Genomic DNA, 26,526 nt, shown 5'->3' with positions numbered 1-26,526 from the left:
TTTCATATTAACCATTATTAAATATCTTTAATCGATTTTTTACGCCAAACAAAATAAATGGTAGGTAGTACTAACAAGGTTAAAAATACCGCACTAAGCATGCCTCCAACCATAGGTGCTGCAATTCGACTCATTACTTCTGAACCTGTACCTGTGCCATATAAAATGGGTAATAAACCGACAATAATAGCTGCTGCAGTCATCATTACAGGTCTAATGCGCATACCAGCTCCCTCTAAAATAGCCAGTTTTAAGCTTGTACTATCTGGTTTGATCCTTTTTTCTTGGCAATCAACTAATAACTGCTGATAAGTCTGGTTCAGATAAACCAACATAATTACGCCAATTTCAACCGCAACACCCGCCAAAGCAATAAAACCTACCCCTACAGCAACTGAAAAGTTAAAACCTTGCAAGTACATTAACCAAATACTGCCTACCATAGCAAGTGGTAAAGTACCCATAATAATGCCAACTTCAATAAAGTTTCGGAAGTTAATAAATAACAATAACACTATGATAAATATGGTTAAAGGTATAACATATGTCAGTTTTTCTTTTGCCCTTAACATATATTCATATTGACCAGACCAAGCGATAGAATATCCCGCAGGTAAATCTAATTCATCAGATACAACTTTTTGCGCATGTTCAACATAACTTCCAATATCAACGTCCTCAATATCTATAAAAGCCCAACCATTGAGACGTGCATTTTCACTTTTTATTGCCGGAGGTCCATCTTCAATAACTACACTAGCAACATCGCTAAGTGATATTCTCTGCCCTGTAGGTGTTACAATAGGCAATAATTTTAATTTCTCAGGTGAATTTCGATAATCTTGAGGGTAACGTAAATTAATAGGGTAACGCTCTAATCCTTCAATGGTTTGTGATACATTCATACCACCAATTGCTGTAGAAACAACTTGTTGAATATCGACGATATTTAAACCGTATCTCGCTGCTTTAGCTCGCTGAATATCAACTTTAATATATCGCCCACCAGCAACACGTTCAGCATAAACTGAAGCGGTACCTGGTACATCTTTTAAAATAACCTCAAGCTGTTTGCCAATTTGCTGAATCTTAGCCAAATCAGGCCCTGCGATTTTGATGCCCACAGGTGTTTTTATACCCGTAGCTAACATATCAATGCGCGTTTTTATTGGCATTACCCATGCGTTTGTAACACCAGGTAGCTTAACTAAAGCATCTAGCTCTTTTTTCAGTTTTTCTGTGGTCATGCCTTCACGCCATTCATTTTGAGGTTTCAGCTGAATAAAAGTTTCGATCATAGTTAAAGGTGCTGGATCGGTTGCAGTTTCGGCACGACCTACTTTACCAAATACCGTTTTAACTTCTGGTACAGTATAAATTAACTTATCAGTCTGTTGTAGCAGCTGTCTTGCCTGACCAATAGAAATACCCGGATAAGTTGTTGGCATATACATAATATCACCTTCATCTAAAGGCGGTATAAATTCACTACCGATTTTATTCACCGGATATAAACCGATCCCGAGTACGACTAAAGCCATCACTAAGGTTATTTTTGGAAAATTAAGTACCTTTTTAAGTACAGGTAAATAAGCCGCTGTTAATAATCTATTTATTGGGTTTTTATGCTCGGATAACACTTTACCACGAATAAAATACCCCATTAACACAGGTACTAAAGTGATAGCCAGTGCAGCAGAAGCCGCCATTGCATAGGTTTTAGTGAAAGCTAAAGGTGAAAACATGCGACCTTCTTGTGCTTCTAAAGTAAATACTGGCACAAAGCTCACTGTGATAATTAATAAACTAAAGAATAATGCAGGCCCTACCTCACCAGCCGAATCAGCCACTATTTTCCAACGATTTTCATTGGTCAAGGGTGTTCGCTCCATGTGTTTGTGCATGTTTTCTATCATAACAATCGCGCCATCAATCATGGCACCAATTGCAATTGCAATCCCGCCTAACGACATGATATTGGCATTTAAACCTTGAATATGCATTACCGTAAATGCAGCTAATATACCTACAGGTAAACTGAAAATTGCCACTAGGGATGAGCGAACATGAAATAAAAATACAATACAAACCAGCGCAACAACACCAAACTCTTCCAGTAATTTAAAGGCCAGATTATTAACCGCACGTTCAATCAAACCGCTTCGATCATAAACTGTAACAATTTCAACTCCTTCAGGTAAACCTTTTTTAAGCTGCTCTAATTTCGCTTTAACACCATTAATTACTTCTTGAGCATTCTCACCAAAGCGCATAACAATAATACCGCCTACGGTTTCTCCTTCACCATTAAGTTCAGCTATACCTCGGCGCATTTGTGGACCAATGCCAACGTCAGCAACATCTTTAAGCAATAATGGTGTACCATTTTTATTAACTCCTAAAGGTATATTGCCCAAATCGGTTTCATTTTTGATATAACCTGTCGCTCGTACCATATATTCCGCTTCAGCCATTTCAACTACAGATGCACCAATTTCTTGATTACCTTGTTTAATTGCCGTTTGAATTAAAGATAAGGGAATACCAAATGCGCGTAATTTATCAGGATCAACTTTCACTTGATATTGTTTAACCATGCCACCTAAAGCCGCCACTTCAGACACACCCGGTACAGTTTGCAACTCATATTTTAAAAACCAGTCTTGTAAACTACGTAACTGACTTATATCATTATTTTCTGTTTTATCCACTAAGGCATATAAATATACCCACCCCACCCCCGTAGCATCAGGACCCAGTTGTGGGCGTGCATTTTCAGGTAAATTAGGCATTACTTGAGACAAATATTCAAGTACGCGAGAGCGAGCCCAATAAAGGTCAGTATCTTCATCAAAAATGATATAAACATAAGAATCACCAAAAAATGAATATCCTCTTACGGTCTCAGCTCCTGGTACTGATAACATAGCCGTGGTTAAAGGATAAGTTACTTGATCTTCCACGACCTGTGGTGCTTGTCCCGGATAGGTTGTTTTAATGATTACCTGCACATCAGATAAATCAGGTAAGGCATCAACGGCTGTATTTTTGACTGAATATAAACCTGTTACCACGATAATGGCAGCGGCTAACAATACAAAAAAACGATTATAAACGGACCATTTAATAATTGAAGTTATCATACATCCTCCCTCTAGTGGCCGTTGTGAACGTTTGAATTAGGCATAACTTGAATTTTTTCTTCAGCGCCCATCACGTTATTTTTAGTAGTCATTAGCTCAGGAATATGAACTGATGTGATTTCAAAGCTACCATCTTCATCTTTAGTAATTTCAATATGTAACATCATATCTACTGCTAGACTTGAAAAATCAACCAGGGGTGACACCATAAAGTCCATAGTCATTTTCGGCCAATCCCAATCACTAATAGCGTGATGATCAACATTTATCATATTATGGTTTGCCATTAAGCTATTTATGCTTGCTTCTACCCAAACCGAACTAGGTTGTTCGTTATGATACATGCGTTTAAAATCTGAACTTTTACTTGACTCAGAATCTAATAAAAATTGTGCTGAAGTGACTATTTTATCACCTTCAATTAAACCTGAAATAACCTCGACTGATTTATCGTCGAAACGACCAACTTTAACGGCAACAGACTTAAATTGCCCTTCACCTAAAGCTAAAACCACACGATCTTGGTTACCGGTACGAATGAGTGCTTCAGTTGGTATAAGTAATGCTTCACTGCCTTTTACATGTATAACCACTTGCGCAAACATATTCGGTTTAAGCATCATGTCTTGGTTATTAAAACGTAATCTGACTTTTACAGTACGTGTTTTTTCATCAAGAGTAGGATAAATATAATCAACTTTACCTACCCATTCACGTCCAGGTAAATAATCTAAAGTCATAGTAACGGCCGTACCTTTCTTAACTTGACTGGCTTGCCTTTCAAATACTTCAGCTTCGACCCAGACCTCATCAAGTGCTCCGATAGACATTATTTTTGTGCCTGGTTTTACAAAAAAACCTTCTCGTATGTTTAAGTTTTCAACTACCCCTGATTGTGGCGCATAAAATATAATTGTTTGTGACACTTTTTGGTTTTTTTTAATATTAGTAATCGCAGATTTTGGTAATTGTAATGCAGCTAATCTATTTTCAGCAGCACGAATTAAACGGGTGTTTTTTCTACCCATAGCTAATAACAGCTCTTCTTGAGCATTAACTAATTCAGGTGAATATAAAGAATAAATTGGTTCATTTTTAATCACCGGATCACCTAAGGCTTTGATATAAAGTTTTTCAACCCAACCTTCAACTCTTGGATGAATATGAATTAATTTATCTTCATCATATTTTACATAACCAACCGTTTTAATTTCTAAATGTAATTGCTTCGTTTTTGCTTCACCGGTTCTCACGCCTAAGTTATTCACCACATAAGGAGAAACCTTGATTGTGCCTAGACCTGAATCAGAACCTGAAGCACCATCTGCATAAAAAGGCACTAACTCCATCCCCATAGGAGATAAGCCTGGTTTATCTCTTCTGTAATTAGCATCCATAGGCGCAACCCAATACAATGGTTCATTTTTTTCGGCATGAGAGCCCATATTTGTCACTGAAGCGCTTTGAAATTGTGATGTAATGCCATAAGTTAATACACCAGTTAGTGATGCAACTAGAACAAGCTTAATATTTAAATTCATTATTTTTCTCCTAATGCATTGTTATTTGAGTTAGCCATTTTTGTGAAATTCAACATTTGATCTGCTTGATTAATAAATAAGTAATTCAATGTTAATTGCACTTTTTGTATCTCTGTTTCTATGGCTAAATTTTCAATTTTTGCATTTAATTGCGCTATACGTGCGCGTACTACCTCAGCAAAATCACCATCATCATTGGTATAAGCAGTTAAAGATGCTTCTGCTTGATCTTGTATTTGTGGCAATAACTTAGTGCGATATAAAGATTGACGGTCAATTAATTTTTTTAAGCGACCTTTAGCACTTGAGTAAACTCCTAGAAATTGTCGTAAAGCGATTAAACGCTCAGTTTTAACTGACTCTGTTTGAGAAATAGCGGCACTGACTTGTTGGTCTTGACGATTATCAGTGAATAAAGGCAAATCAAATGTCACCCCTACCGAAAATAAATCAGCCCTATTATTACCCATAGGATCATCATCACGATTAGCATAACTGGCATTTACAGCCCATTGTGGTTCATAGTTTTGCTTTGCCAACTCAATGCCCTTTGTACTGGCACCAATTTTTTTGTCAATCGCCATAATGTTTGGATGCGCGGTAAAGTGTTTAACTAATTTATCAGGGGTTAACCAAACATCTGATATTATAATACTTTCTTTGAGTAACATAACTTCTGGTAGCACTTCGCCTACATTCATACTATGCAAATTAATTGATTGTTCAGCGTTAAAATTTTTAGATGTTAACCATTGAGATAACAGCCCTTCATAACGATTTTTTTGCTCTTGCAACTGATTTAATCTGTTATCAAGCATAGTAAGCTCTAACTGTGCTCGGATCACATCTTGTTGACGGGTTTTTCCTAGAGTTGAAGCATAACTCGCAGCGACTACATCTGTTAATTGCTCAAATAAAGCGCGATCAGCCTGTATTAAACGAATGCTGTTTTGAACTCTATAAGTATCTAACCATAACTGACCAACAGTAACTGCAATTTTGGCTTTTCTGTTTTGTCTTTGATATGGGTATTGTTCAGAGTTCAGTTCTAATTGCTTTTGTTTAAGTGCTAATGAGTCCCCCCTTGGAAACATTTGCGCTACACCGATTTTAAATTGCGTCATACCCTCTTGTGACATATTAAAAGTATCTGTTGGTAAACTAGCAATAGATAATGAGACTTTAGGATCGGCGTATGTACCTGCAGCTATGCTTAAAGATTTAACTGAATCTTGTTGATATTGATTTCCTGTTAACCAAGGGTCATTCTCTTGTGCTTTTGTAATACTTTTTTGCAAAGTAAGTAATGATTCACTATCTACATCTGATGCCATCAAATTAAAGTGAGTCAATAAAACCAAAGCAACTAATATTTTACTTTTAGAGCTAGACATACCACACCTCATTAGTATTGTTTCTTTTGATTTGAAACACTTGCAAATGTGCTATAAGTGCCATCTTTGCGAAGTAACAAAACGTTATAAGGTGAGAATTTATCGTCCATTTCCATACCTGGACTACCAACAGGCATAGCAGGCACAGCTAAACCTATCGTATTCTTAGGTTTATTAGCTAAAAATTGTTGAATATATTTTGCAGGAATATGCCCCTCAAATACGTAACCATCTGTAGATACAGCGGTATGACAAGAGTGATAGCGTGACGCGATATCTTTATTTAATTTAAATTTTGTTAAATTTTCATCATTAACGGCTTGTGTGTGAAAGTCATTGTTATTTAAATGGGTGATCCAATCATTACAACAACCACATGATTCTCGTTTATATATGGTTAAATGTGTTTTTTCTTTGCTTATTTGCCTGCTTTGATTACTTTTATTGCTATCAGTACAAGCAATAAGCACAACTAAAGTTAATATTACTAAAAGTGATTTATACATAACGTCTTCCAAGAGCTTTTTTTGGTCATAGATTGGGGCTATTACTCATAATGAGAAATACCCCTCTAAATATAATTTTGAAGTTTCTGAGCAATAACTCAGAAAAATTCAGACGGATCTATTTTGTCATTAGCTATTAAGAGGAGGACGATATAAAGATGAGGGGGGTTGGCTAAATAAAATAACATTTGATTGATTTATTTTTTGTGAAATAAAATCGACTTGTGAAAACATATTAATAGAAGTGATGGCCATTGAAACACACCCACTCATTGCGCATAAGTGTTCGGTTTGACAACAACTGATCTCAGATGAGTCCATTGAATGATCCATATCTGCCATCATATTTATTTTTGAAGTTAAGTGGCTTGGTTTTTGAAGCTGGCATGAATCCATAGCATACGCCATTGATTGACCCAAAAAGGACATCAATAGAAATACAACAATAAAAACATGACTTCTTTTACTCAAAACTTAAATCATCCAAGAATATCTATTTTTAGCATACAGATTAAACAAAAAATTACCATAAAAATTATCACTATTGTCCATTTATCAAGTACACTTGCTTAAAATAGCTGAAAAAATAATGTGTAAAATGAAAAAATTTATTTTTTGTTTTGATGGCACTTGCAATGAACCCAGTGATAGCATGGACTACGCTGTCGATTTAAGTATAAGTAATATCTTAAAATTACACGCTTATTTTGGTGGCAGCTTAACTAACTCTCCTCATAATGATCAATATAACCAACATAGTTTCTACTATTCTGGCGTCGGCACTTATGGTAACTGGCTGAAAAAAACATTTAACTCTCTATTTTCACCTGCATTTTCAGATATAAAATCAATTATCAATAAGGCTAAGCGAGACTTAGAAAAGCATTACCAAGAGGGTGATGAAATATTTGCTTTTGGTTTTAGCCGTGGTGCAGCCATTGCACGAATATTTTCCAGTCAAATTAAATATCAAGTTAAATTTTTAGGTGTTTTTGATACCGTAGCCTCTATTGGTTCACCAGATATGAGAATTGAAACACGCCCAGCCAGCGATGTTGTTTTTGAAAATAGCAATTTAGCTAAGAACATTAAAAAAGCATTACATATTGTGGCGTTAGATGAAAAGCGCATTGCTTTTCAACCTGTATTGTTTAATCGAGATCCCAGAGTATTAGAAGTATGGTTTGCCGGTGTGCACTCTGATATCGGTGGTGGTTATTGGTATGATGGTTTATCAGATATAAGCTTAGAATTTATGTGTTTACATGCCAGACAACAAGGCTTACATATTTTAAACCTAGAAGAAATAGATTTTAGTCGCCTTAAACAAATCGATAGCTTTTTATGTATTGATGACCTTGAAATTCAGCCAATCCCAGAAGGTTTAATGCATCAACAACAGCGCACTCAAATTATCGCAGATCGTACTTTATCTCCCAGATTAGTTTGCGTTAATCAAGAAGATCGAATATCTAATGAGTACACAGCAAAAATTCACCATAGTGTTGCCCTTAGATTTAAAAAAGTAACTAATTATCGTCCTCATTCGTTAAGAAATACCAACTATCAGATCATGGCTGATAACGGTCGGTTATCCAAAGTAAAATGTGGTATCACAGGGTTGAGAGGCGTATAAAAAAACAAAAACCTACAGAATTACTATAGGCTTTATAAAAAATTATCACCTAGAGACCACAAAATAACTAAACATATAATTTATTATTTTACTTGCCACTGAATTATCTCACCGGCGCGAATTGGCACAACTCTATCGCTACCTAAAGGATAAGATTCGGGTACATCCCACGTTTCTTTAACGAGAGTAATAGTATCGCTATTACGTGGTAAATTATAAAAATCAGGACCATTTAGACTCGCAAAGCCTTCTAATTTATCAATAGCGCCTGCAGAATCAAACGCCTCAGCATATAACTCTATTGCTGCATGTGCTGTATATGAACCTGCACAACCGCATGAAGCTTCTTTTTTATCTTTTAAATGTGGCGCAGAATCAGTACCTAAAAAGAATTTTTTACTACCACTTGTTGCCGCTTTATTTAATGCGTCTTGATGAATATTACGCTTTAAAATTGGTAAACAGTAAAAATGAGGACGTATACCACCCGCTAACATGTGATTTCGATTATATAATAAGTGATGAGCAGTGATCGTTGCAGCAACATTATCAGAAGCAGCTTCTACAAATTCTACCGCATCTTTCGTTGTAATATGTTCAAGTACAATTTTTAATTCTGGAAAATCAGCAACAACAGGTGCTAATACCGAATCTAAAAATAGCTTTTCACGATCAAAAATATCAATAGCAGAATCGGTTACTTCTCCATGCACTAAAAGTAACATGCCAACTTCTTGCATCGCTTTAAATACAGGGTACATATTTTTAACGTCCGTTACACCAGAGTCTGAATTGGTAGTTGCACCAGCAGGGTACAACTTAGCAGCAACAATATGCCCTGTCGCTTTTGCTTTTATGATTTCTTGTGGTGTCGTTTTATCTGTGAGATAAAGCACCATCAAAGGTTTAAAATTCCCTTGAGGCTTTTCTGCCATAATGCGTTCACGGTAGCTTAATGCTGTTTCAGTACAGGTTGCTGGCGGTACTAGGTTTGGCATTATAATCGCACGACCCATGTAACGACTTACATCGCGCACGGTGTCTTTTAATTGATCCCCATCACGTAAATGAATATGCCAATCATCAGGACGAACTATAGTGATACTTGTCATTGCTCTATCTTCTGTAAGTAAATTTATATGATCATATGAGCTATAAATATAGCTGTAAAGTAACAAATCAAATTTAAAACAACTTTATTGTATACAATATTCATTAGTGATAGTCTCAATGTTATATACAAAGCCAATAAAGAGAATTATGATAAAAAATAAACTGACAATTTTAAGCAGTGCATTATGCTTATCATTATTAAATGCCTGTAATAGCACACCTACAAATACAAAAATAACAAATGTTGACATCAATTTAACGCAGATACTCAATACTAAAGACAATTGGAACTTTGAATTAACGACACCAAAATACTTAGATACAGTAACTGCACGTATCAAATATTTAAGTGAAAACAAATATAATAATCAAGAACTTGATTCTCTTCTATATTATCTCCGTGGTTTTAGTTATTACGCTGATATTAAGCAAGTGCCAGATGCAAGTTGGTTGCAGCTTGAACAAGCCTTATCTTCTGTCAATACATCAGGTTTATTAAACTTCAATAATGATCGTAATGCCCGGTTAGTTGAGCATTATGCAGTGGCTCTTTATCGTTTTTATAATCAAGATATTTTAAGTATTAAAGTTGCTCCTCATTTGAATACATTATCGCAACTAGTACAGCAGCCAATAACAAGCCAAAGCACTCCTTCTCAATATGCAAAATGGGAAGTGATCAGGGCGATGGCTTTTTTAACTTATGAAGCTAAAAATAATAAAGTGCTTACTGATACTATTTTAGCAACTAAAAACTGGTTGCCTAGCTTAAAATCTTTGACTCAGCAGGTAGGGTGGCAATCAGAGCATGCACTTTGGGCTCTTGCCTACCAACATAAAATATTGGATGAAAAAGCAAAAAAACAGCTAGATTCTGACGTGTGGCAACTTGTCGATAATTTAAAATTAGCACTAAACAAAAAACAATTTTTGTTTTCACAAAGATATTTAGTAAATAGCTTTAGAGGTTTATCTGAATGTAAAAGTGATTTTGAAGGAAAGTGCTCATTGCCAACAATAGATGAAGCGCTGCCGATTACTCATCAATGTTCTGATAGTTTATTTATTCGTGCTAACGAAATGAACAAAACCCAACTTGAAACCAGTTGTAACAAGTTAACATCTCAAGAAAGCGAATTTCATACTTTGCTAAATACGCATAATCAACCTGCAGCGAATGATCATAATCACTCTTTGCGCGTAGTGATTTTTGATAATTACAGCCAATATAATCAATATGGCCAAATGGTATTTGATATACATACAGACAATGGTGGAATGTATATCGAAGGTACACCGAGTGATCCTGATAACCAGGCAACATTCTATTCTTATGAAGTATTTTGGCAACGACCTAATTTTAAAGTTTGGAACTTAAATCATGAATACGTACATTACCTTGATGGTCGTTTTAGTAAATATGGCAGTTTTGGTCATTTTCCTTCACATTTAGTCTGGTGGAGCGAAGGATTAGCTGAATTAATTTCAAGACAAGAAACTAACCCTAAAGCATATCAAGAAGCTAAAGAAACAGCCAAGGAAGAGTGGCCAACACTAGAAGATATATTTGCAACGACTTATAACGATGGTAGCGAGCGTGTGTATAAATGGTCATATTTAGCCATTAATTATTTAAGTCAAGTTGATATTGAAGGCGTTCAGGCTTTATCGCAACATTTAAAAAATGACTTTTTTGCTGGCTATAAAACACAATTAGAGACATTAGCGCAAGAACATCAAACTGGTTTTGTTCAATTTTTAGATGAACAGTTAGAAAATGAAGCACATAAAGATCTTGAAGTTAAAAAGGATAAAAGTCCAAGAAAATTATATCGATACCTATATCGTGATTATTTAATGCCTAAAAATTTAGTATTAACACAAAAACATAGACATATTCTGTAAGAATAGTTTTATCAAAGCCCCCCGAAATAACGAGCAGATATTATAAATAACTTAAAAGGGGGTAATAACCCCCCTATTGTTGAAGTTATTTTAACCTTGCTAAGTCATTGATAAGTTGTCGTTGAAGGTATTGAAATATTTAACTCAAGTTCAGTTATTCAATCATACCGTACCACCGCTTTCAAACTTCACTATCTTAACCAATCTTTAATTATTCAATAAAACAGCCTTAAATTCTTTATTGAATAAAATTCAGCTAAAAAAACTTAATGTTCATGTTATTTTAATTTAAATTGAATTAAATTATTTTTCACGATCAATTCGTTCAAATAACATACTTAAAAATAAAAATAATTATAAGCTATAGCCATCTAGATGTTGAAAGACTCTCAGGTACGCTATAAGATAGCTAAATATTAGTAAAAAAAAGCTAGAAGATGAGGAAAACTAAAGATGATTGATGTAAAGCATTTAAAAACACTGTCGACACTCAAAGAAACGGGATCGTTGGTAAATACCGCACGTGAATTATTTTTAACTCAATCAGCTTTATCACATCAAATTAAAGATTTAGAAAATAAATTAGATTGCCAATTATTTGAACGTAAAACGCATCCTGTACGTTTCACACCGCAAGGCATGTTATTAATTGAACTTGCTCAAGAAGTATTACCTAGAGTTGAAGCAACTAAATGTCGTATAAAAGAAAGTTTAAATCAGCCTATTTCACAACTGAGATTAAGTGTTGAGTGCCATGCTTGTTTTCATTGGCTATTGCCAACAATTAAAGAGTTTAATAACTTTTGGCCTGATATAAAAATAGATTACGAACGCGGTTTTAGCTATGACGCAATACCTGAGTTACTAAATGATGAATTAGATTTAGTTTTAACTTCAGATATGCGTGAACCAGAGCATTTAGAATACGCGCATATGTTTGATTTTAAATTAAAGTTAATTGTAGCACCTGATCATGAACTCGCTAAAAAAGCATATGTTACAGCGCTTGATTTAAAAGATGAAACCATTATTTCGTACCCTATTCCACGCCAACGCCAAGATATATTTAAATATTTCATACAAAACGCCCGTTATGACGGCAATTTAAAAACAGTTGATCAAGGGCTATTAATTTTTCAATTAGTCAGCGCTGGAATGGGGGTTGCTGCATTACCTGATTGGTTAGTGACACCTTATGAAAGCCAAGGTCTAATAAAATCAATCCCTTTAGGTGCATTAGGGTTAACACGTCCAATGTATTTAGCAATGAAGCGAAATATGAAAGATAACCCTGTTTACAGGCACTTTATAAATACCTGTAAACAAACAACCAGATAAAAAACTTAGTTTATACCTAAATACTTATGCATTTGTACCGATAACCGCCAATTTTTAGCAATGCACACATCTACAGCTAGACGAGTTGCTTTTGCTTTTTGGCTAATGGGTTGCAGATATACTAATGGCGGTTGAATATTCATTTCCTCTAATAATACTTCTAATTCTTCAACATGTTTCATCATCGCGATGGGATGTTTAATTTCATTAGCTCTAAGCATGGCTGATTTTAAAACAGGATAACCACCGCGCATATTTATTTTAGGCGAAACCGTTACCCAGGTTTTTTCAGGCACCTTAATTTCAAAGGTACCACTTGTTTCTAATTGTGTTGAAAAGCCATTTTCATGCAGTAATTTACACATAGGGTTTAAATCAAATAAACAAGGCTCACCACCCGTGATCACGATATGTTTTGCTTGATAACCTTTATCCTGAATTAAAGACAAAATCTGCTCCGCAGAGCTATCAGCCCATAATTCAGAGTCTGCTTTTTTCTCTACTGTTTTTTGTAAATCAACTTTATACACATCAGATGCTTGCCAAGTCTGTTTGGTATCACACCAAGAACAGCCTACAGGGCACCCCTGTAAACGAATAAAAATTGAAGGAGTGCCAGTAAAACTCGCTTCTCCTTGGATTGTTTCGAATATTTCATTGATTTTGTACAAAAGGGTTTTCACTCTCGATATAAACTAAAATTGTCATTATCAAAGCCTAGGTGTAGAATATCGCGCCCTGACAAAAGCATCTATTATACGAGAGTCTGAGAAATATGTCGCAAAAAGTTGTTGTTATTTATTCTGGTGGAATGGATTCATATACCGTATTAAACAAAGCCCTAAGAGATGGCTATGAAGTGTATGCCTTATCATTCGATTACGGCCAACGACATGTAAAGGAACTTGATGTGGCAGCATTGGCCTGTAAAGACTTAGATGTTCATCATAAAATTGTAGATATTTCAGCTATAAATCAAATAATTGGCGGTTCCTCATTAACTGATGACATTGATGTACCTGAAGGTCATTATGAAGCCGAAAATATGAAAAGTACCATAGTACCTAATCGTAATATGATTTTGCTTTCATTAGCTGTTGGTTATGCGGTATCACTCAAAGCATGCAAAGTTTATTATGGTGCTCACTCTGGCGATCATGCTATTTACCCTGATTGTCGTCCCGAGTTTGTGAAAAAAATGGATGATGTTTGCCGTATTGCTAACTATGATGAGGTTGAAATTGTCAGCCCTTACCTTAAAAATAGTAAAATAGACATTTTAACTGATGGCCTAGAGATGAATTTAGATTATAGTCAAACTTGGACCTGTTATAACGGACGTGAAAAAGCATGTGGAAAATGTGGTGCTTGTCAAGAAAGACTAGAAGCATTTAAATTAAATAATGTGATTGACCCAATTTCATATGAAGCTTAGTTTTAGCCAAACTGCTCATTAAAATATCTGAAGATATCATTCTAAAAACAGATATCTTCACCTTTTTGTAATTGACTAATGAAGCTCATAAAATTAATAAAACTTCCTCATCAAAAAGCAACAACCTATCAATAAAAATATTAGATATAATTCACACATCTTCACGTACCCATTACAAAAACACCATTATAATTTAACTAAATAAAAAAAAATGACAATCTCATAAATTATCAGAGCAATATAATTCAAAAACCTTTAGACTGTAGCAAGTTATAAATAATTTCTTTTTGGTAGTAAAGGCTTTGAGTAAACATCATTTTATAAAAATAAAAGACTGGATTTTTGATCCCAGTACAAAAACATTGTTCAAGGATGATGCGAGTGATGAGTCTGTAAGCCTTGAAAACAAGCAATGTCTACTATTACAATTTTTAATAGAGAATCATTCACAAGTCGTAAACCGTGATCAACTCATTGAAACTGTTTGGTTTGGTCGAATTGTTGAAGAGCTCACAATCAATGCGGTTGTTTCTAGATTAAGAAAAGTACTTGGTGGCGACAAAAATGATTATATTAAAACACATCCAAAAATTGGTTACTCTTTGGTATGTGAAGTTAAATTCATAGAAAAAGAAATTATTGAGCCGGAAACAATAAAAGTTACATCAAAAGAGAATGATCAATTAAATAATATCAATTCAGCAAAAGCTTACCCAATAAAATTGTTTGCTGTTATATCTGCTTTAGCCATTTTACTCGTGCTTATTTTCAACCTTATCAGTAACAGTACAAATATTGAAAATAAAAAAATGACAAATGACAATATTCCTCGCTTTGAGCCCCCGGTACCATTAACTTACCTTGAAGGCCATGAGTTTAACCCAGCAATTTCTCCCAATAAAAACTTATTAGCCTTTGTACATAAAAAAACTGAAACCGCTAATATGCAAGTGATAGTTAAAAATATTAATAGCAATAAAGTCGTTTCCTTAGACCCCTCTCGGTATACAGCTTCGCCTACCTGGTCCTCAAATGGCGAATACTTATACTATCAAGAGTACCTTAATAAAAAATGCTTAATTAAACGAACTAAAATAACACAAGCTTTGACATTTTCAGACCCACAAATCATAACCAGCTGCGGTAACCTTATAAGTATTTCTCCTTTGACGATAAAAAATAATTGGTTATATTTTTCTTATTCAGAAAGTCATAAGCAGCCTCTTAGAATAAAAAGAATGCATTTAATCTCAAAACAACAGGAAACACTCACCAGCCCAACAATAAAGGATCTTGGTGATTATAGTTTTAGCTTAAACTTTGATGGATCTAAAATCGCATTTATCAGATCGACATCTTCTAATTATAATTTAATGTATTTAGATTTACTTTCAGGTGAAGTTAAAGTTTTAAAAAAATTAAACCATGCAGCATATTATGTTGACTGGAGCCCTAGTGATGATTTAATTATATATATTGATGCAAAAGAATCACTAAAAGCCATTAATATACACAACTTAAAAGAAAGGCTATTATATCAATCATCTGAAAAAATATTTTCACCAAAAGTAATCTCCAATAATGAAGTGCTATTAAGTTTTGGTGACCCATTTACTAAAAATGTTAAATCACTTAACCTAATGAGTATAGAGCCAAAAATGAATGATTTGATTACCTCTAGCTTTGATGACTTTGGTGCGACATCTTATCAAAATGAAAAACATAATTTAATTGCTTTTATATCAAACCGCTCTGGTGAAAAACAAATTTGGCTATCGGATAATAATGAATTATCACAATTAACACATTTTACTGATAATAATTTAATAGCTGATGATTTGAGGTTTTCGGATGATGGCAATTCACTTATTTTCACCAAAAATCAACAACTGCTCTTAATTCATATCAATGAAAAAGAAACTATAGCGCTAACAAAAACGCCTTTGTTAGCTAAGAATGCTATATGGGCATGTAACAATCACAATACGGTTTTCACTTCAATTTATGACAAAGGAAATTGGGATTTATTTAAAATCAATACCCTCACTCTAAATAAAACAAAATTACTTACAAGTATTGAGTCTATAAGAGGAGATTGCTCAAATAATACTTATTATATTAATCAAACATTCAACAATGACATTTATAAACTTAATAGCAATCTAGAAATTATTAAAAATAAAATTGTATCACTTAACAAACCTCATTCATCATCTTTAAAGTGGCAAGTTAATGCCAATCAAATTTACAACTTAAATACTGATACTAAAAAACTATATAAAATACACTTATTAACCCAAGAAAAAACTCTTATGATTTCATTTGATAATTATGTATATGATTTTAGCATTTCAAATGAAAAGCTAATATTTAACAGCAGAACATTACACAATACTTATATCGCTAAAGTACCCATTAAAATATTGTAAATATAAAAACAAGGTTTTCACAATCATTTTATTGTTAAGGTTTGTATTCTACATTATACAAATATCATTAAATGGATTCTCTATGACTTTACTAAAATCGACTTTATTAACTGCTTTTATATTTAGCTTTATGCCATTAGCCCACTCATCAGATGAAGTAAAAGAGCAAAATAACAAAAAGCAAGTAACTAATATATCAATCAATACATGTCTTCCACAGCCATATTGCACAGAGAAAGAGAAATACGTCAAAAAGGAAAAAAATACATTTATTATTTTACATATCAATAAATTTATAGACTTACTAAAACTATAATTTTGGTAAATATTTATGTTAACTAAAAATTGGAGAAACCATGAAAATTTGTACTAAAAATCATCACCACTGGTCTCTCCTTGATTCTTTACCCGAGGATAAAAGTGGCGCTGGTAAATTTAAATGTGCTGGATGTGCCTATGAAAAAGGCTTAAGAGCGGGTAAAAATAAAGAAGAATCTCTTAATATAGAGTTAGAAACATTACATGAAAGTCAATCAATGACGTTACAGCATAAAAGTCCACATGCCGCATTTGCAAAAGGTTATTTAGATGGCATCAGTAATTTTTAATATTTTATACTCAATTTATTTTATTTAAAGCAAATTATCACTCTCCCCCTCTTATATAAAAATAAAACGTTAATATAATCAAAACCTAACTGACCTTAATATGATTTGGATCATTTACTCTTTATTTTTTTCCTTTAGAATATAATGCAATATTTGATATGTAATAGAAGGGAATCAAATGACCGACACAAGCGTTCAACTAATTTCACTGACTAATACCCAAGGTGAATATACTTATGTTAACCCTGATTACTGCCAAAGTTTAGGTTATTCACAAGATAAATTACTCGGTAGAAACAGTCGTGATTTAGATTCTCCTGATATGCCAGCTTCGGTTAAAGAAGAAATTAAAGCCAGCCTAGAAAAGGGCTTTTCATGGCAAGGGATATTATGTAAAACTGCCAAAGATGGTTCTAAGTGCTGGATTAACACCTTTATAACTCCGCAATTTCAAAATGGTAAAATCATTGGTCATCAAGCAATCAGCACGCTAGCGACTGATAAAATGATAAAGCAAGCAAATAAGGTATATAATAAATTAAAAGGAAAATCTTTAATATTTGAATTCACCCGAACACATCGCTTTACCCTACTGGTTTTTCTTAGTTTATTATCGCAAATTTTTATTTTTACTTATCTTGATTTTACGGTATCGCTTATTGCAGCGGTTTCAGCTATCACACCCATTATTGTTTTTTGGCAAGACATCATTCCTATGGCCAAAAAAGCACAAAAAATGCAATCTACGTTTGATAGTGTTAGTCGACAAGTCTATTTTGGTAAAGGAACAGCAAGTGTATTTGATTTTAATATCAGTTTATTAAAAACAAAAATAAAAGCGATATTAGAACGCACTTTAGATGCAACTAAACCTATATCAGGTATTATAAATAGGGTTCACCAAGGTACTGAACAGACCCGCACCAACCTAGTAACTCAGCAGCATGAGCTAACTGAAGTCAGCTCAGCTATGGCACAAATGATTACCTCTACCCAAGAAATAGCGCTAAATAGTATTTCAACTTCAGATGAAATCAGTTCTACATACAATTTATGTGAACAAGCGCAAAGTGGTATTAATACAACTACAATTGAAATAAAACAATTAGCTGATGAAGTCGAACAAGCTTCTTCAGCTGCTGATAAATTAAATAATGAAGCACAAAATGTTGGCAAGTTAATGACAGACATTCAATCTATTGCTGATCAAACTAACCTACTAGCGTTAAATGCGGCAATAGAAGCTGCTAGAGCAGGAGAGCATGGTCGCGGTTTTGCCGTCGTTGCTGATGAAGTAAGAAACTTATCATCTCGTACACAAGAAACAGCAATTCATGTTCATACCAGTCTATCTGAAATGCTCGCAACGATTAATGACTGGTTAGTCATGATGACAAAGAACAAAGACAATGCAGATAACTGTGTTGCACAAGCTGAGAGTTCAGATCAAGCCATTGCTATCATTCATCAAAAAATGCAACAACTGTCAGGCTTGTCGATGCAAATAGCGACTGCTGCTGAAGAACAAAGCGCTGTTTCCAATGAAATAAATAATCATGTGATTGAAATAAAACAAAGCTCAGAACATAATTGGCAACAGACAGAAGTAGTTGCATCTCAAATGGATGAATTACAAAAAGAGATTGAAATAATAAGTAATTTAGCTAAAACTTTTATCCCACAAAAACAAGGTGTTAAGTTATGACAGGTACGACTATGATCGTTTTAATTGTTTTTATTTCTGTTGGGTTTGGTGTTATGTATGATATGTATAAAAAACATTTAGAATTTAAAGAAAAAACGTTTAACTTAAACCAGCAAAATGATCTAAAAAATGAGTCATTAGAGCAAAAAATCACAACTTTAGAGCACCGTATTCAAGTGCTCGAAAAAATTGTGACTGATGAAGGTTATTCAGTGCAAAAAGATATAAACAATTTATAAAAAGAGTCTTTTTTTAATGATTAAATTGGTAAACCAAGGCTTTTAAGCTGCGGTCCTCATCTAATTCAACAAAGTTAGGTGCAGGGACAAGTCGCTCAATAAAGGAAAAATTTTCACCTGCATGTTCTGATATTAAATTTTTAAATGATTGAAGGCTTAATTCAGGACTGTTTGCACATAGCAATAACCGTGCTTTATCCATTAATATCTCAGGTAAGCGACGTAATATTTTTTGATAGTCTTTTGTGAGTACAAAACTGCCTTTTTGAAAACTTGGAGGATCCACAACGACTAAGTCAAATGGCCCTAACTTTTTTAGCTTACCAAATGACTTTAAAATATCATGGGGATAAAAACTAACATAACGAGTAAACCCATTTAGTTCGTGGTTTATTTTACCAGTACGCAATACCCCTTTATTCATATCCATATTAACCACCTGTTTCGCCCCTCCAGCCATAGCGGTTAATGAGAAGCCACAAGTATAAGAAAACAAATTAAGTACCTTAGCATCGATTGCATGATTTTTTACCCATGCTCTTCCCATTTTCATATCGGGAAAAATACCTGTATTTTGACTTTTGGTTAATTCAACTTGGTATTTTATACCGAGCTCTTGTATTTCAAAACTTTTAGGGTCCTTACCATGAATTATTTGTGTATGTGTATCTCTTCCTGCTCTTTGTTGATATATCAAACCTTTAATATTTATACTTTTAGATATTTCTACATGCTGCCATATTAACTGAGTTAAAATTTCAAGCTCGTTAGGTTCAATATCTGTATAAGAGATTAAAAATAAGTAAGGCGAATAAAAATCTAAATTTAAGTGACTTAATTCTTCAAATGCATGGCCCCTGCCATGAAAAATACGACATAACTCTTTGTTATCTATCAATGATGAGTGTTGCTTTTCTATCTCATTTAAATTATTTACCTGTGTATTAAGTGAATCGCTGAGCGCTTTTAAAAGCGGAAAATAAGCATTTTTAGTTTGAGAGTTTATTAAATTAGGCATTTATTAAATTATCATGTAATTGTTGAATTTCATCACGCACTTTAGCTGCTTGTTCAAATTCAAGCTCTCGTGCATGGGTTAACATTTTTGCTTCTAATCGTTTTATTTCAGTACCAATTTGATGCGCATCCATCATTGGTTTTTTAACTTGTCTACTGGGAATAAGGTGATTTGTATTACTTTCTCTTTCTGCTTTTTCACCTAAATCCATCACATCTGTAATTTTTTTAATTAAGCCCGTTGGCGTAATATTATGCTTAACATTGTATGCATGTTGAATTTCACGACGATTTTTTGTTTTATCTATAGCCTTTTCCATTGAACCTGTAATGCGATCAGCATATAAAATGGCTCTGCCTTTTAGGTTTCGAGCTGCGCGACCAATGGTTTGTATAAGTGAGCGCTCTGAGCGTAAAAATCCTTCTTTATCTGCATCTAAAATAGCTACTAATGACACTTCAGGCATATCCAGACCTTCACGAAGTAAGTTAATGCCAACTAACACATCAAATACACCAGCTCTTAAATCCCTTATTATTTCAACACGCTCTACTGTATCTATATCTGAATGCAAGTACCTTACTTTAACATCGTGTTCAGATAAATAATCAGTAAGATCTTCAGCCATACGCTTAGTTAAAGTTGTCACTAATACGCGCTCTTTAATTTTTGCTCTTTTATATATTTCTGACAGTAGGTCATCAACTTGTGTGGCAACTGGTCTAATTTCGATAATAGGATCTAATAACCCCGTAGGTCGAATGACTTGAAAAGCAATTTCATCACTTGAATGCTCTATTTCATAATTTCCAGGTGTTGCAGAAACATAAATACGTTGCGGTGCAACAGCATCAAATTCTTCAAAACGCATAGGACGATTATCCATAGCTGATGGTAATCTGAAACCATATTCAACTAAGTTCTCTTTACGGCTTCTATCACCTTTATACATTGCGCCAATTTGAGAGACTGTGACATGAGATTCATCTATAATCATTAAGGCATTATCAGGCAAATAATCAAGCAAAGTTGGTGGTGGATCGCCTGGGTTTCGACCTGATAAGTAACGACTATAATTTTCGATACCAGAGCAGTAACCTAATTCAGTCATCATTTCTAGGTCGTACTGTGTTCTTTGAGCAACTCGTTGTTCTTCAACTAAATGATTTTTTTCTAGTAAGTACGCTCGGTGCTGCTTAAGCTCTTTTTTTATTTCTTCTGTTGCCGCGAGTATTTTTTCTCTTGGTGTCACATAATGGCTTTTAGGATATATTGTAGCCCTTACAATATATTTATCTACTGCACCTGTTAAGGGATCAAAAATACTTAAACGATCTATCTCTTCGTCAAACATCTCAACTCTTACGGCATACTTATCAGACTCTGCTGGAAAGATATCGATAACTTCGCCTCTCACTCTATAAGTACCTCGGCTAAAATCGATATCATTGCGTGTATATTGTAATTCAGCTAAACGGCGTAACATATCTCTTTGATCTATGGTGTCACCTTGCTTGAGCAATAACATCATTTTCATATATGAATCGGGATCACCCAAACCATAAATTGCAGAAACAGAAGCAATAATAATGACATCTTTTCTTTCTAATAATGCTTTAGTTGCCGATAAACGCATTTGCTCAATATGTTCATTAATAGAGGCATCTTTTTCTATAAAAGTATCACTAGCAACAACATAAGCTTCTGGTTGGTAATAATCATAATATGAAACAAAGTATTCAACCGCATTATCAGGAAAGTATTCTTTCATCTCACCATATAATTGTGCCGCTAGCGTTTTATTATGCGCCATAATAATGGTGGGTCTATTTGTATTGGCAATCACATTAGCCATGGTAAAAGTTTTTCCTGTACCAGTGGCCCCTTCTAATGTTTGATGTGCAAGACCGGCCTCTAAACCATCACAAAGTTTTTCTATTGCTTGAGGTTGATCGCCATTTGGAGAATAGTCAGATTTTAAATTGAATGTTAAACTCATGCTTGGCAAACCTTTATTTGATTATTACTTTCTATCAATTGCAATGTCTGACAAAACCAACGATACGAAATAAAAGCAGTAAAGACATTACCTATTAAAGCACCTACAAATAAACCATGAATGCCCCAGTATAGGCTGCCTATATAAGCAAACGGTATATAAAAAACAAATAATCTTATTACACTCATCATTAATGCATTCATAGGTTTATGCATAGCATTAAATGAGGAATTAGATAATATAATCACGCCTTGTAGCCCATACCCTAAAGGTAAAACCCAGATGAAGAGTATTATTACAGAGATGACACCTTCAGATGATGCAAATATATTTGCGATTACAGCTGAAAAAGCAATTAATAATACGTAAATAGCAAACTGCCAAATTATAATGAATTTAAGTGTGGTTTTATAGGCTATGGCAACACGATCAAATTTACCAGCACCAAAATTTTGACTGATAAAAGGCGGTAATGTCATAGATAATGCTAATACAACGATACTAGAAATAGATTCTATTCTGCTTCCTACTCCAAAAGCTGCAACAGCCTCTGTACCATGGTGAGCAACAAGCGCCGTCATAACAGCCATGGCTATTGGTGTTAGCATGTTAGCACCTGCTGCAGGTAAACCAATCTTCAACATTTTTTTTGTTGCCAGTAAAAATGTTTGTTTTTTTGCATCTAAACTAATAAGTTTTTTCTTTATTATTAGTAGATATAAAATAATAAATACACCTGTGGTCCAAGCAATAACACTGGCTATTGCTGCCCCTTGAATACCCATAGCAGGAACTGGACCAAAGCCAAATATAAAGATGGGATCTAAAATTGCATTAATAATTCCTGCGCCCCCCATAATCATACTGGGTGTTTTAGTATCCCCGCTAGCCCTTAAAACAGCGTTCCCAATCATAGGTGTTATCAAAAAAATACTACCAAAAAACCAAACGTACATGTAATCTTGAATCAAGGGTATTAAACCATCCGTTGCTCCTAGCAATGTAAAAATAGGATCGACAAATAAGTATCCAATAAATGCAAAAACCGAAACAAATAGGGCTGATATAATTAACGCAACAGCGCCATCAAATCTTGCTTCCTCTAAGTTTCCAGAACCTAGCGCTTTAGCAATAATAGCAGAAGTACCTATGCTCAATCCTATTGCTAAACTTATAACCGTAAATGTCACTGGAAAAGTGAAACTAATGGCCGCTAAAGGTTCAATACCTAGTAAACTAACAAAAAATGTATCTACCAGGTTAAACAGCATTAAGGTAACCATGCCAAATATCATAGGTATGGTCATGTCTCTGATTGTTTTTGGAATGGGAGCACTTAATAGATCAGGTGATTTAGTTTCATTTCTCATAATCTTTCACATCTTAATTTTTGATATTACTTTTGATTTAAATAACACCTGCCTGTTAGGAGTCGGCTATTCTAAAACATGCCCAAAACCTTAGCAACTTAGAAAACAGTAAATTCATTTAACGCAACTTACTAACAAAATATTAAATTAAATACCGAATTTAAGATGTTAAACACAAAAGTGCACTTAAATTTACAAGTTAGTAACAACAAAGCTTTCAAAAGCTTCATTTTTACACAAGTAAAAATAGTCAATATTTATAAAGGTAATATTTTTTAAATTATAACTATAAAAAATTTGACAATCACAACACACTGTTTTAATTGAACAATATTTATTTCAATAAAACTATTGATATTGCTGTATACCTCAAATATAAAGGCCTTCAACACTTTCTTAAAGATTAATAAACATAGTTATCCACAGATTCTGTGGGTAACTAAGATCAAACCTTATTTAATCAAGCTTATATACCAAACCCAATTCAAAATTCTAGGCTTCAGATAAATTTATAATCTAGGTGTAGCCGCCGAACGAAAATGATAAACGCCACGTGTAGCCGCCGAGCGAAAATGATAAACGCCGCGGGTTAAAGTGATAAAATATTTTTTTAATTTATCACCTTCCCCGCGCGGGTTAAAGTGATAAAAAACAAAAAGACGAGCCTTAGCCCGTCTTTTTATTTAAAACCTCTAGAAAGTGATTACAAAGCTCTTGCTTGTGACAAAAGCATTGATATTGCCACGGACAGATCCTCTCCCGTTTCTTCTTGTCTTTGTATAAGCTCCTCAGCTCCTCTAATTAGATCAACTAAAGTTCTTGAAGGCACATCGCTATTAACAACTAAATTACTTGCGCTCGTTAAATTACGGCTCTCTCTAACGCTGATTAATAACTCTTCAGAGACACCTTTATCTTTTAGAACATCACACAATTTATTAATTGATTCCTCTGTCATTCTTTCTAAATGACGTTGTGGTATCTTTATTTTTTCTTCTAGCATGTAAAACCGATAAGAAAATACAACTAAAGCCAAAACACAAACCAACAAAACAAATACGATAATAAAATCCATATTAAACGATCCTTAAAAAAACCTTTAGAAAACAACATAAAAATTAAAAACCAAATATTTACATTTATACCAACGCTATAAATATCCCACAATAACCATGCTTCAGTGCGAGGATTCAAATTGACACCATTAAAATCATTTAAAGCTATAATATTTCTATCTATGAACAATAAAACATTTAAAAATGCATTTATCGCCATCAATATAAAAAGCGCTCTCACCGATGATGATAAGAAGACACCAAAATACCAGTGTACTAATGTAATTAAAGCTGGCTGAATTATTGAAAAAGCAGCCCAGGTTAAATACCAGAAATAAATCCTTGTTTCATACTCTATATTCGGAAAAACATAATTTTGAATTACATCTGCAATAGCCAAACAGGCAATCATTACGCCCGATATAATCATCAAAGAGTTATTTTTTGGTTTTCTTAAAAAATGGTATAAAAAAGCAATTACAAAACCAATTAACTCGGCTTTATAGGGAACATTTTCATTTTTTATTTTGTATGCACAAACTTGTATGTTTTAATAAAAAGAGAATTAGGTTTATTAGCGAAGATTTAGAGAATGGGTCATTTTAACAAGTACTTAGTTACTATGAGGGAAAACAAACTTTATTCCCAAGGCGCATTAGCCAAGGCCCTAAACGTTCATAGAAACACACAAGCTAATTATGAAGATGATAGAGATCCTCCTCTAGACTACCTTTTAAACTTCTGTAAAGAACTCGATATTTCCTTCGTTCAAATCCTTTCTAAGCGTATAGAATCAAGCTCTATTACTGATGGAGCCAAGAGAAAAGCATTAGAAGAGCTTAGCTATCAGGGAAGTAAATTTAAGTCTAGTGACTCTCAAAACAATAAAAATACATCAGATAACACATTAGAAAAATTACTTTCTAACCAATCAAGTAACTTTCAGTCGTATGAAGTCAGTAATGATCTGTTTAAACCTATGCCCAAAGGCTCAATTGTTCTGTGTGATACATTAGACAAGGAAATCACTTCTAATTGCCTGTATGGCTTTAGTAACCCCCTAACTAATGAGTTTACTATAGCAAGAGTAGAACTCACTGGAAGTTCATTGGTGATGTGCTTTGATAACCCTGCACAAGAAAACAGAGTGTTTATGCTAGAAGGTGGTGAAATGGAAAGGAACATTATTTTACAAACATTGGGGTTGGTTGGAAAAGCCAAGTTCTCATTAGGTAAACTTTAATTTATCAGCTAAATGCGTGTTTATCACGGTTTCACACTTTAAATTATCATTTTAATCCGCGCTTTGTTTCGCACTTATTTTAAGTTAAAAATCCCTCACAGCCATTATTCTGTCTCACATAATCCCATATATTCTTTTATTATCCCATTTATCACTTAGACCTGTCGGTTACATAAATTATCACCTCCCCTGGGCGGATTAAAGTCCAAAATCTCCTATAGCCTATACTTTGTCTCACTTAATCCCATATATTCTTTTACATGCCTATGACAATATGAACCAAAGGTAACGATTTAGCAACCATACTTACTTGGCGTTACCCTTGGCTCATATCGTTGAATTTTATCAATAGTATTTAGACCTCTAAATGCATCAGCTCTTACATTCTGACCTGCCAATAAATGATGCTTAACAAAGTCATCACCATTTTTAAAATTAACAGAGTTAACGGCTTTCATTGCAATAAATCCGATCTGTCAACCTGTGATCACAAGCAATAAGTACAAGAGTTTTACCTTGCGCTCCTCTCCCTCTATTACCTTTATGTTTCCCTCCAATAAAGGCATCATCTAGCTCTATTGTGCTAGGCAACCGATAAAGACTATCTCTAATTGCCCATAGCAGCTCTTACTTTCTTTAAAATAAGTCGAGCTATTATCCAATTGACTTCGATGAACTTGCTCAACCTTAACGCTAAAATACTTCCTTTATCTGAGTCAACAAAATATAAAACCCAAAACCACTTGAGTAGCGGTAAATTACTACTGTGAAATAGCGTACCTGAAGTGATGGATGCTTGTTTATGACAACGATCACATTCTGTTAGCTGACGACAATGTAGTTCTATTG

At 34.1% G+C, this 26,526-nt stretch carries 23 protein-coding genes and 1 pseudogene; 10 read left to right on the top strand and 14 right to left on the bottom strand.

All coding sequences use genetic code 11. The annotated features are described in order from the left end of the window. Positions 1 to 17 precede the first annotated feature (17 nt). From CJF42_RS11880 to CJF42_RS11860, 5 genes are all read right to left on the bottom strand, one after another. Entirely contained in the window at positions 18 to 3,143 is a 3,126-nt protein-coding gene (locus CJF42_RS11880) for an efflux RND transporter permease subunit (protein ID WP_095366894.1), read from the bottom strand. Between the two features lie 11 nt (positions 3,144 to 3,154). Further along, positions 3,155 to 4,684 (bottom strand): efflux RND transporter periplasmic adaptor subunit, encoded by a 1,530-nt coding sequence (locus CJF42_RS11875; protein WP_095366893.1) that lies wholly within the window; start codon positions 4,682 to 4,684, stop codon positions 3,155 to 3,157. Continuing rightward, complete coding sequence (locus CJF42_RS11870; RefSeq protein WP_252097596.1) at positions 4,684 to 6,078, bottom strand: TolC family protein; 1,395 nt, start codon at positions 6,076 to 6,078, stop codon at positions 4,684 to 4,686. Before CJF42_RS11870 ends, CJF42_RS11875 begins: the two co-directional genes overlap by 1 nt. Positions 6,079 to 6,089: 11 nt before the next feature. Beyond that, positions 6,090 to 6,584: a DUF411 domain-containing protein gene (locus tag CJF42_RS11865; protein ID WP_095366891.1), complete on the bottom strand. Its 495-nt coding sequence runs from the start codon at positions 6,582 to 6,584 to the stop codon at positions 6,090 to 6,092. Between the two features lie 129 nt (positions 6,585 to 6,713). Further along, positions 6,714 to 6,980, bottom strand: a complete 267-nt coding sequence (locus CJF42_RS11860; protein ID WP_095366890.1) for a hypothetical protein — start codon at positions 6,978 to 6,980, stop codon at positions 6,714 to 6,716. Positions 6,981 to 7,182: 202 nt separating this feature from the next. Between CJF42_RS11860 and CJF42_RS29090 the strand changes: the two genes are divergently transcribed. Then, positions 7,183 to 8,220, top strand: a complete 1,038-nt coding sequence (locus CJF42_RS29090; RefSeq protein ID WP_170940586.1) for a phospholipase effector Tle1 domain-containing protein — start codon at positions 7,183 to 7,185, stop codon at positions 8,218 to 8,220. A gap of 83 nt (positions 8,221 to 8,303) precedes the next feature. Here CJF42_RS29090 and pyrC read toward each other — a convergent pair whose 3' ends face one another. Next, positions 8,304 to 9,332 (bottom strand): dihydroorotase, encoded by a 1,029-nt coding sequence (pyrC, locus tag CJF42_RS11850; protein WP_095366888.1) that lies wholly within the window; start codon positions 9,330 to 9,332, stop codon positions 8,304 to 8,306. 148 nt (positions 9,333 to 9,480) lie between these two features. Between pyrC and CJF42_RS11845 the strand changes: the two genes are divergently transcribed. Together CJF42_RS11845 and CJF42_RS11840 are read left to right on the top strand one after the other, a co-directional pair. Next, positions 9,481 to 11,238: a collagenase gene (locus CJF42_RS11845; RefSeq protein ID WP_170940585.1), complete on the top strand. Its 1,758-nt coding sequence runs from the start codon at positions 9,481 to 9,483 to the stop codon at positions 11,236 to 11,238. Between the two features lie 453 nt (positions 11,239 to 11,691). Then, positions 11,692 to 12,576 carry a LysR substrate-binding domain-containing protein gene (locus tag CJF42_RS11840; protein ID WP_095366886.1) on the top strand — a complete coding sequence of 295 codons (885 nt, stop codon included), beginning with the start codon at positions 11,692 to 11,694 and terminating at the stop codon, positions 12,574 to 12,576. Positions 12,577 to 12,581: 5 nt separating this feature from the next. On the opposite strand, the gene queE is transcribed toward CJF42_RS11840, so the two are convergent. Beyond that, the gene (gene queE / locus CJF42_RS11835; protein ID WP_095366919.1) at positions 12,582 to 13,247 is read right to left on the bottom strand and encodes a 7-carboxy-7-deazaguanine synthase QueE; all 666 of its coding nucleotides are present in this window, start codon (positions 13,245 to 13,247) and stop codon (positions 12,582 to 12,584) included. A 104-nt stretch (positions 13,248 to 13,351) separates the two neighbouring features. On the opposite strand from queE, the gene queC reads away from it, so the two are divergent. From queC to CJF42_RS11805, 6 genes are all read left to right on the top strand, one after another. Then, positions 13,352 to 14,011 (top strand): 7-cyano-7-deazaguanine synthase QueC, encoded by a 660-nt coding sequence (gene queC, locus CJF42_RS11830; protein WP_095366885.1) that lies wholly within the window; start codon positions 13,352 to 13,354, stop codon positions 14,009 to 14,011. Between the two features lie 302 nt (positions 14,012 to 14,313). Continuing rightward, positions 14,314 to 16,440 carry a winged helix-turn-helix domain-containing protein gene (locus CJF42_RS11825; RefSeq protein ID WP_170940584.1) on the top strand — a complete coding sequence of 709 codons (2,127 nt, stop codon included), beginning with the start codon at positions 14,314 to 14,316 and terminating at the stop codon, positions 16,438 to 16,440. Between the two features lie 82 nt (positions 16,441 to 16,522). Continuing rightward, positions 16,523 to 16,756: a hypothetical protein gene (locus CJF42_RS11820; protein ID WP_095366883.1), complete on the top strand. Its 234-nt coding sequence runs from the start codon at positions 16,523 to 16,525 to the stop codon at positions 16,754 to 16,756. 40 nt (positions 16,757 to 16,796) lie between these two features. Continuing rightward, positions 16,797 to 17,048 (top strand): hypothetical protein, encoded by a 252-nt coding sequence (locus CJF42_RS11815; RefSeq protein ID WP_095366882.1) that lies wholly within the window; start codon positions 16,797 to 16,799, stop codon positions 17,046 to 17,048. 178 nt (positions 17,049 to 17,226) lie between these two features. Beyond that, positions 17,227 to 18,753, top strand: coding sequence for a methyl-accepting chemotaxis protein (locus tag CJF42_RS11810; RefSeq protein ID WP_095366881.1), 1,527 nt, complete (start codon positions 17,227 to 17,229; stop codon positions 18,751 to 18,753). Then, positions 18,750 to 18,992, top strand: coding sequence for a hypothetical protein (locus CJF42_RS11805; protein WP_095366880.1), 243 nt, complete (start codon positions 18,750 to 18,752; stop codon positions 18,990 to 18,992). The genes CJF42_RS11810 and CJF42_RS11805 overlap by 4 nt, the downstream gene beginning before the upstream one ends. 13 nt (positions 18,993 to 19,005) lie before the next feature. Here the strand turns inward: CJF42_RS11805 and CJF42_RS11800 are convergent, their stop codons facing one another. The 5 genes from CJF42_RS11800 to CJF42_RS11780 all read right to left on the bottom strand — a co-directional run bounded on the left by CJF42_RS11800 (position 19,006) and on the right by CJF42_RS11780 (position 24,834). Further along, on the bottom strand, positions 19,006 to 20,010 hold the full coding sequence (locus tag CJF42_RS11800; RefSeq protein ID WP_095366879.1) for a class I SAM-dependent methyltransferase: 1,005 nt from the start codon (positions 20,008 to 20,010) through the stop codon (positions 19,006 to 19,008). Continuing rightward, positions 20,003 to 22,009 (bottom strand): excinuclease ABC subunit UvrB, encoded by a 2,007-nt coding sequence (gene uvrB / locus CJF42_RS11795; RefSeq protein WP_095366878.1) that lies wholly within the window; start codon positions 22,007 to 22,009, stop codon positions 20,003 to 20,005. Before uvrB ends, CJF42_RS11800 begins: the two co-directional genes overlap by 8 nt. After that, complete coding sequence (locus tag CJF42_RS11790) at positions 22,006 to 23,379, bottom strand: MATE family efflux transporter (protein ID WP_095366877.1); 1,374 nt, start codon at positions 23,377 to 23,379, stop codon at positions 22,006 to 22,008. Before CJF42_RS11790 ends, uvrB begins: the two co-directional genes overlap by 4 nt. A gap of 703 nt (positions 23,380 to 24,082) precedes the next feature. Next, on the bottom strand, positions 24,083 to 24,415 hold the full coding sequence (locus CJF42_RS11785; RefSeq protein WP_141235546.1) for a hypothetical protein: 333 nt from the start codon (positions 24,413 to 24,415) through the stop codon (positions 24,083 to 24,085). Next, positions 24,406 to 24,834: a hypothetical protein gene (locus CJF42_RS11780; RefSeq protein WP_141235545.1), complete on the bottom strand. Its 429-nt coding sequence runs from the start codon at positions 24,832 to 24,834 to the stop codon at positions 24,406 to 24,408. Before CJF42_RS11780 ends, CJF42_RS11785 begins: the two co-directional genes overlap by 10 nt. A gap of 192 nt (positions 24,835 to 25,026) precedes the next feature. Between CJF42_RS11780 and CJF42_RS11775 the strand changes: the two genes are divergently transcribed. Beyond that, a complete protein-coding gene (locus CJF42_RS11775) occupies positions 25,027 to 25,677 on the top strand; it encodes a helix-turn-helix domain-containing protein (RefSeq protein ID WP_095366874.1) in 651 nt (216 codons plus the stop codon). Positions 25,678 to 25,970: 293 nt separating this feature from the next. Here the strand turns inward: CJF42_RS11775 and CJF42_RS27465 are convergent, their stop codons facing one another. Together CJF42_RS27465 and CJF42_RS27460 are read right to left on the bottom strand one after the other, a co-directional pair. Further along, entirely contained in the window at positions 25,971 to 26,135 is a 165-nt protein-coding gene (locus CJF42_RS27465) for a hypothetical protein (protein WP_170940583.1), read from the bottom strand. Between the two features lie 149 nt (positions 26,136 to 26,284). After that, positions 26,285 to 26,526: pseudogene (locus CJF42_RS27460) on the bottom strand (IS1595 family transposase); the annotation flags it as partial.

This window comes from Pseudoalteromonas sp. NBT06-2 (genome assembly GCF_002276045.1).
GTDB lineage: Bacteria > Pseudomonadota > Gammaproteobacteria > Enterobacterales > Alteromonadaceae > Pseudoalteromonas.
Note: the sequence above shows the minus strand (reverse complement) of the source record. Positions and strands in the feature narration are given on the sequence as shown.

Bases quoted from the DNA above. Each gene is read 5' to 3' on its own strand.
- CJF42_RS11840 (WP_095366886.1), top strand. From the start codon at position 11,692: ATGATTGATGTAAAGCATTTAAAAACACTGTCGACACTCAAAGAAACG.
- uvrB (WP_095366878.1), bottom strand. From the start codon at position 22,009: ATGAGTTTAACATTCAATTTAAAATCTGACTATTCTCCAAATGGCGAT.
- CJF42_RS11820 (WP_095366883.1), top strand. From the start codon at position 16,523: ATGACTTTACTAAAATCGACTTTATTAACTGCTTTTATATTTAGCTTT.
- queC (WP_095366885.1), top strand. From the start codon at position 13,352: ATGTCGCAAAAAGTTGTTGTTATTTATTCTGGTGGAATGGATTCATAT.
- CJF42_RS11860 (WP_095366890.1), bottom strand. From the start codon at position 6,980: ATGGATTCATGCCAGCTTCAAAAACCAAGCCACTTAACTTCAAAAATA.
- CJF42_RS11790 (WP_095366877.1), bottom strand. From the start codon at position 23,379: ATGAGAAATGAAACTAAATCACCTGATCTATTAAGTGCTCCCATTCCA.
- CJF42_RS11845 (WP_170940585.1), top strand. From the start codon at position 9,481: ATGATAAAAAATAAACTGACAATTTTAAGCAGTGCATTATGCTTATCA.
- CJF42_RS11805 (WP_095366880.1), top strand. From the start codon at position 18,750: ATGACAGGTACGACTATGATCGTTTTAATTGTTTTTATTTCTGTTGGG.
- pyrC (WP_095366888.1), bottom strand. From the start codon at position 9,332: ATGACAAGTATCACTATAGTTCGTCCTGATGATTGGCATATTCATTTA.
- CJF42_RS11775 (WP_095366874.1), top strand. From the start codon at position 25,027: ATGGGTCATTTTAACAAGTACTTAGTTACTATGAGGGAAAACAAACTT.
- CJF42_RS11865 (WP_095366891.1), bottom strand. From the start codon at position 6,584: ATGTATAAATCACTTTTAGTAATATTAACTTTAGTTGTGCTTATTGCT.
- CJF42_RS27465 (WP_170940583.1), bottom strand. From the start codon at position 26,135: ATGAAAGCCGTTAACTCTGTTAATTTTAAAAATGGTGATGACTTTGTT.
- CJF42_RS11810 (WP_095366881.1), top strand. From the start codon at position 17,227: ATGACCGACACAAGCGTTCAACTAATTTCACTGACTAATACCCAAGGT.
- CJF42_RS29090 (WP_170940586.1), top strand. From the start codon at position 7,183: ATGAAAAAATTTATTTTTTGTTTTGATGGCACTTGCAATGAACCCAGT.
- CJF42_RS11800 (WP_095366879.1), bottom strand. From the start codon at position 20,010: ATGCCTAATTTAATAAACTCTCAAACTAAAAATGCTTATTTTCCGCTT.
- CJF42_RS11870 (WP_252097596.1), bottom strand. From the start codon at position 6,078: ATGTCTAGCTCTAAAAGTAAAATATTAGTTGCTTTGGTTTTATTGACT.
- CJF42_RS11875 (WP_095366893.1), bottom strand. From the start codon at position 4,684: ATGAATTTAAATATTAAGCTTGTTCTAGTTGCATCACTAACTGGTGTA.
- CJF42_RS11815 (WP_095366882.1), top strand. From the start codon at position 16,797: ATGAAAATTTGTACTAAAAATCATCACCACTGGTCTCTCCTTGATTCT.
- CJF42_RS11880 (WP_095366894.1), bottom strand. From the start codon at position 3,143: ATGATAACTTCAATTATTAAATGGTCCGTTTATAATCGTTTTTTTGTA.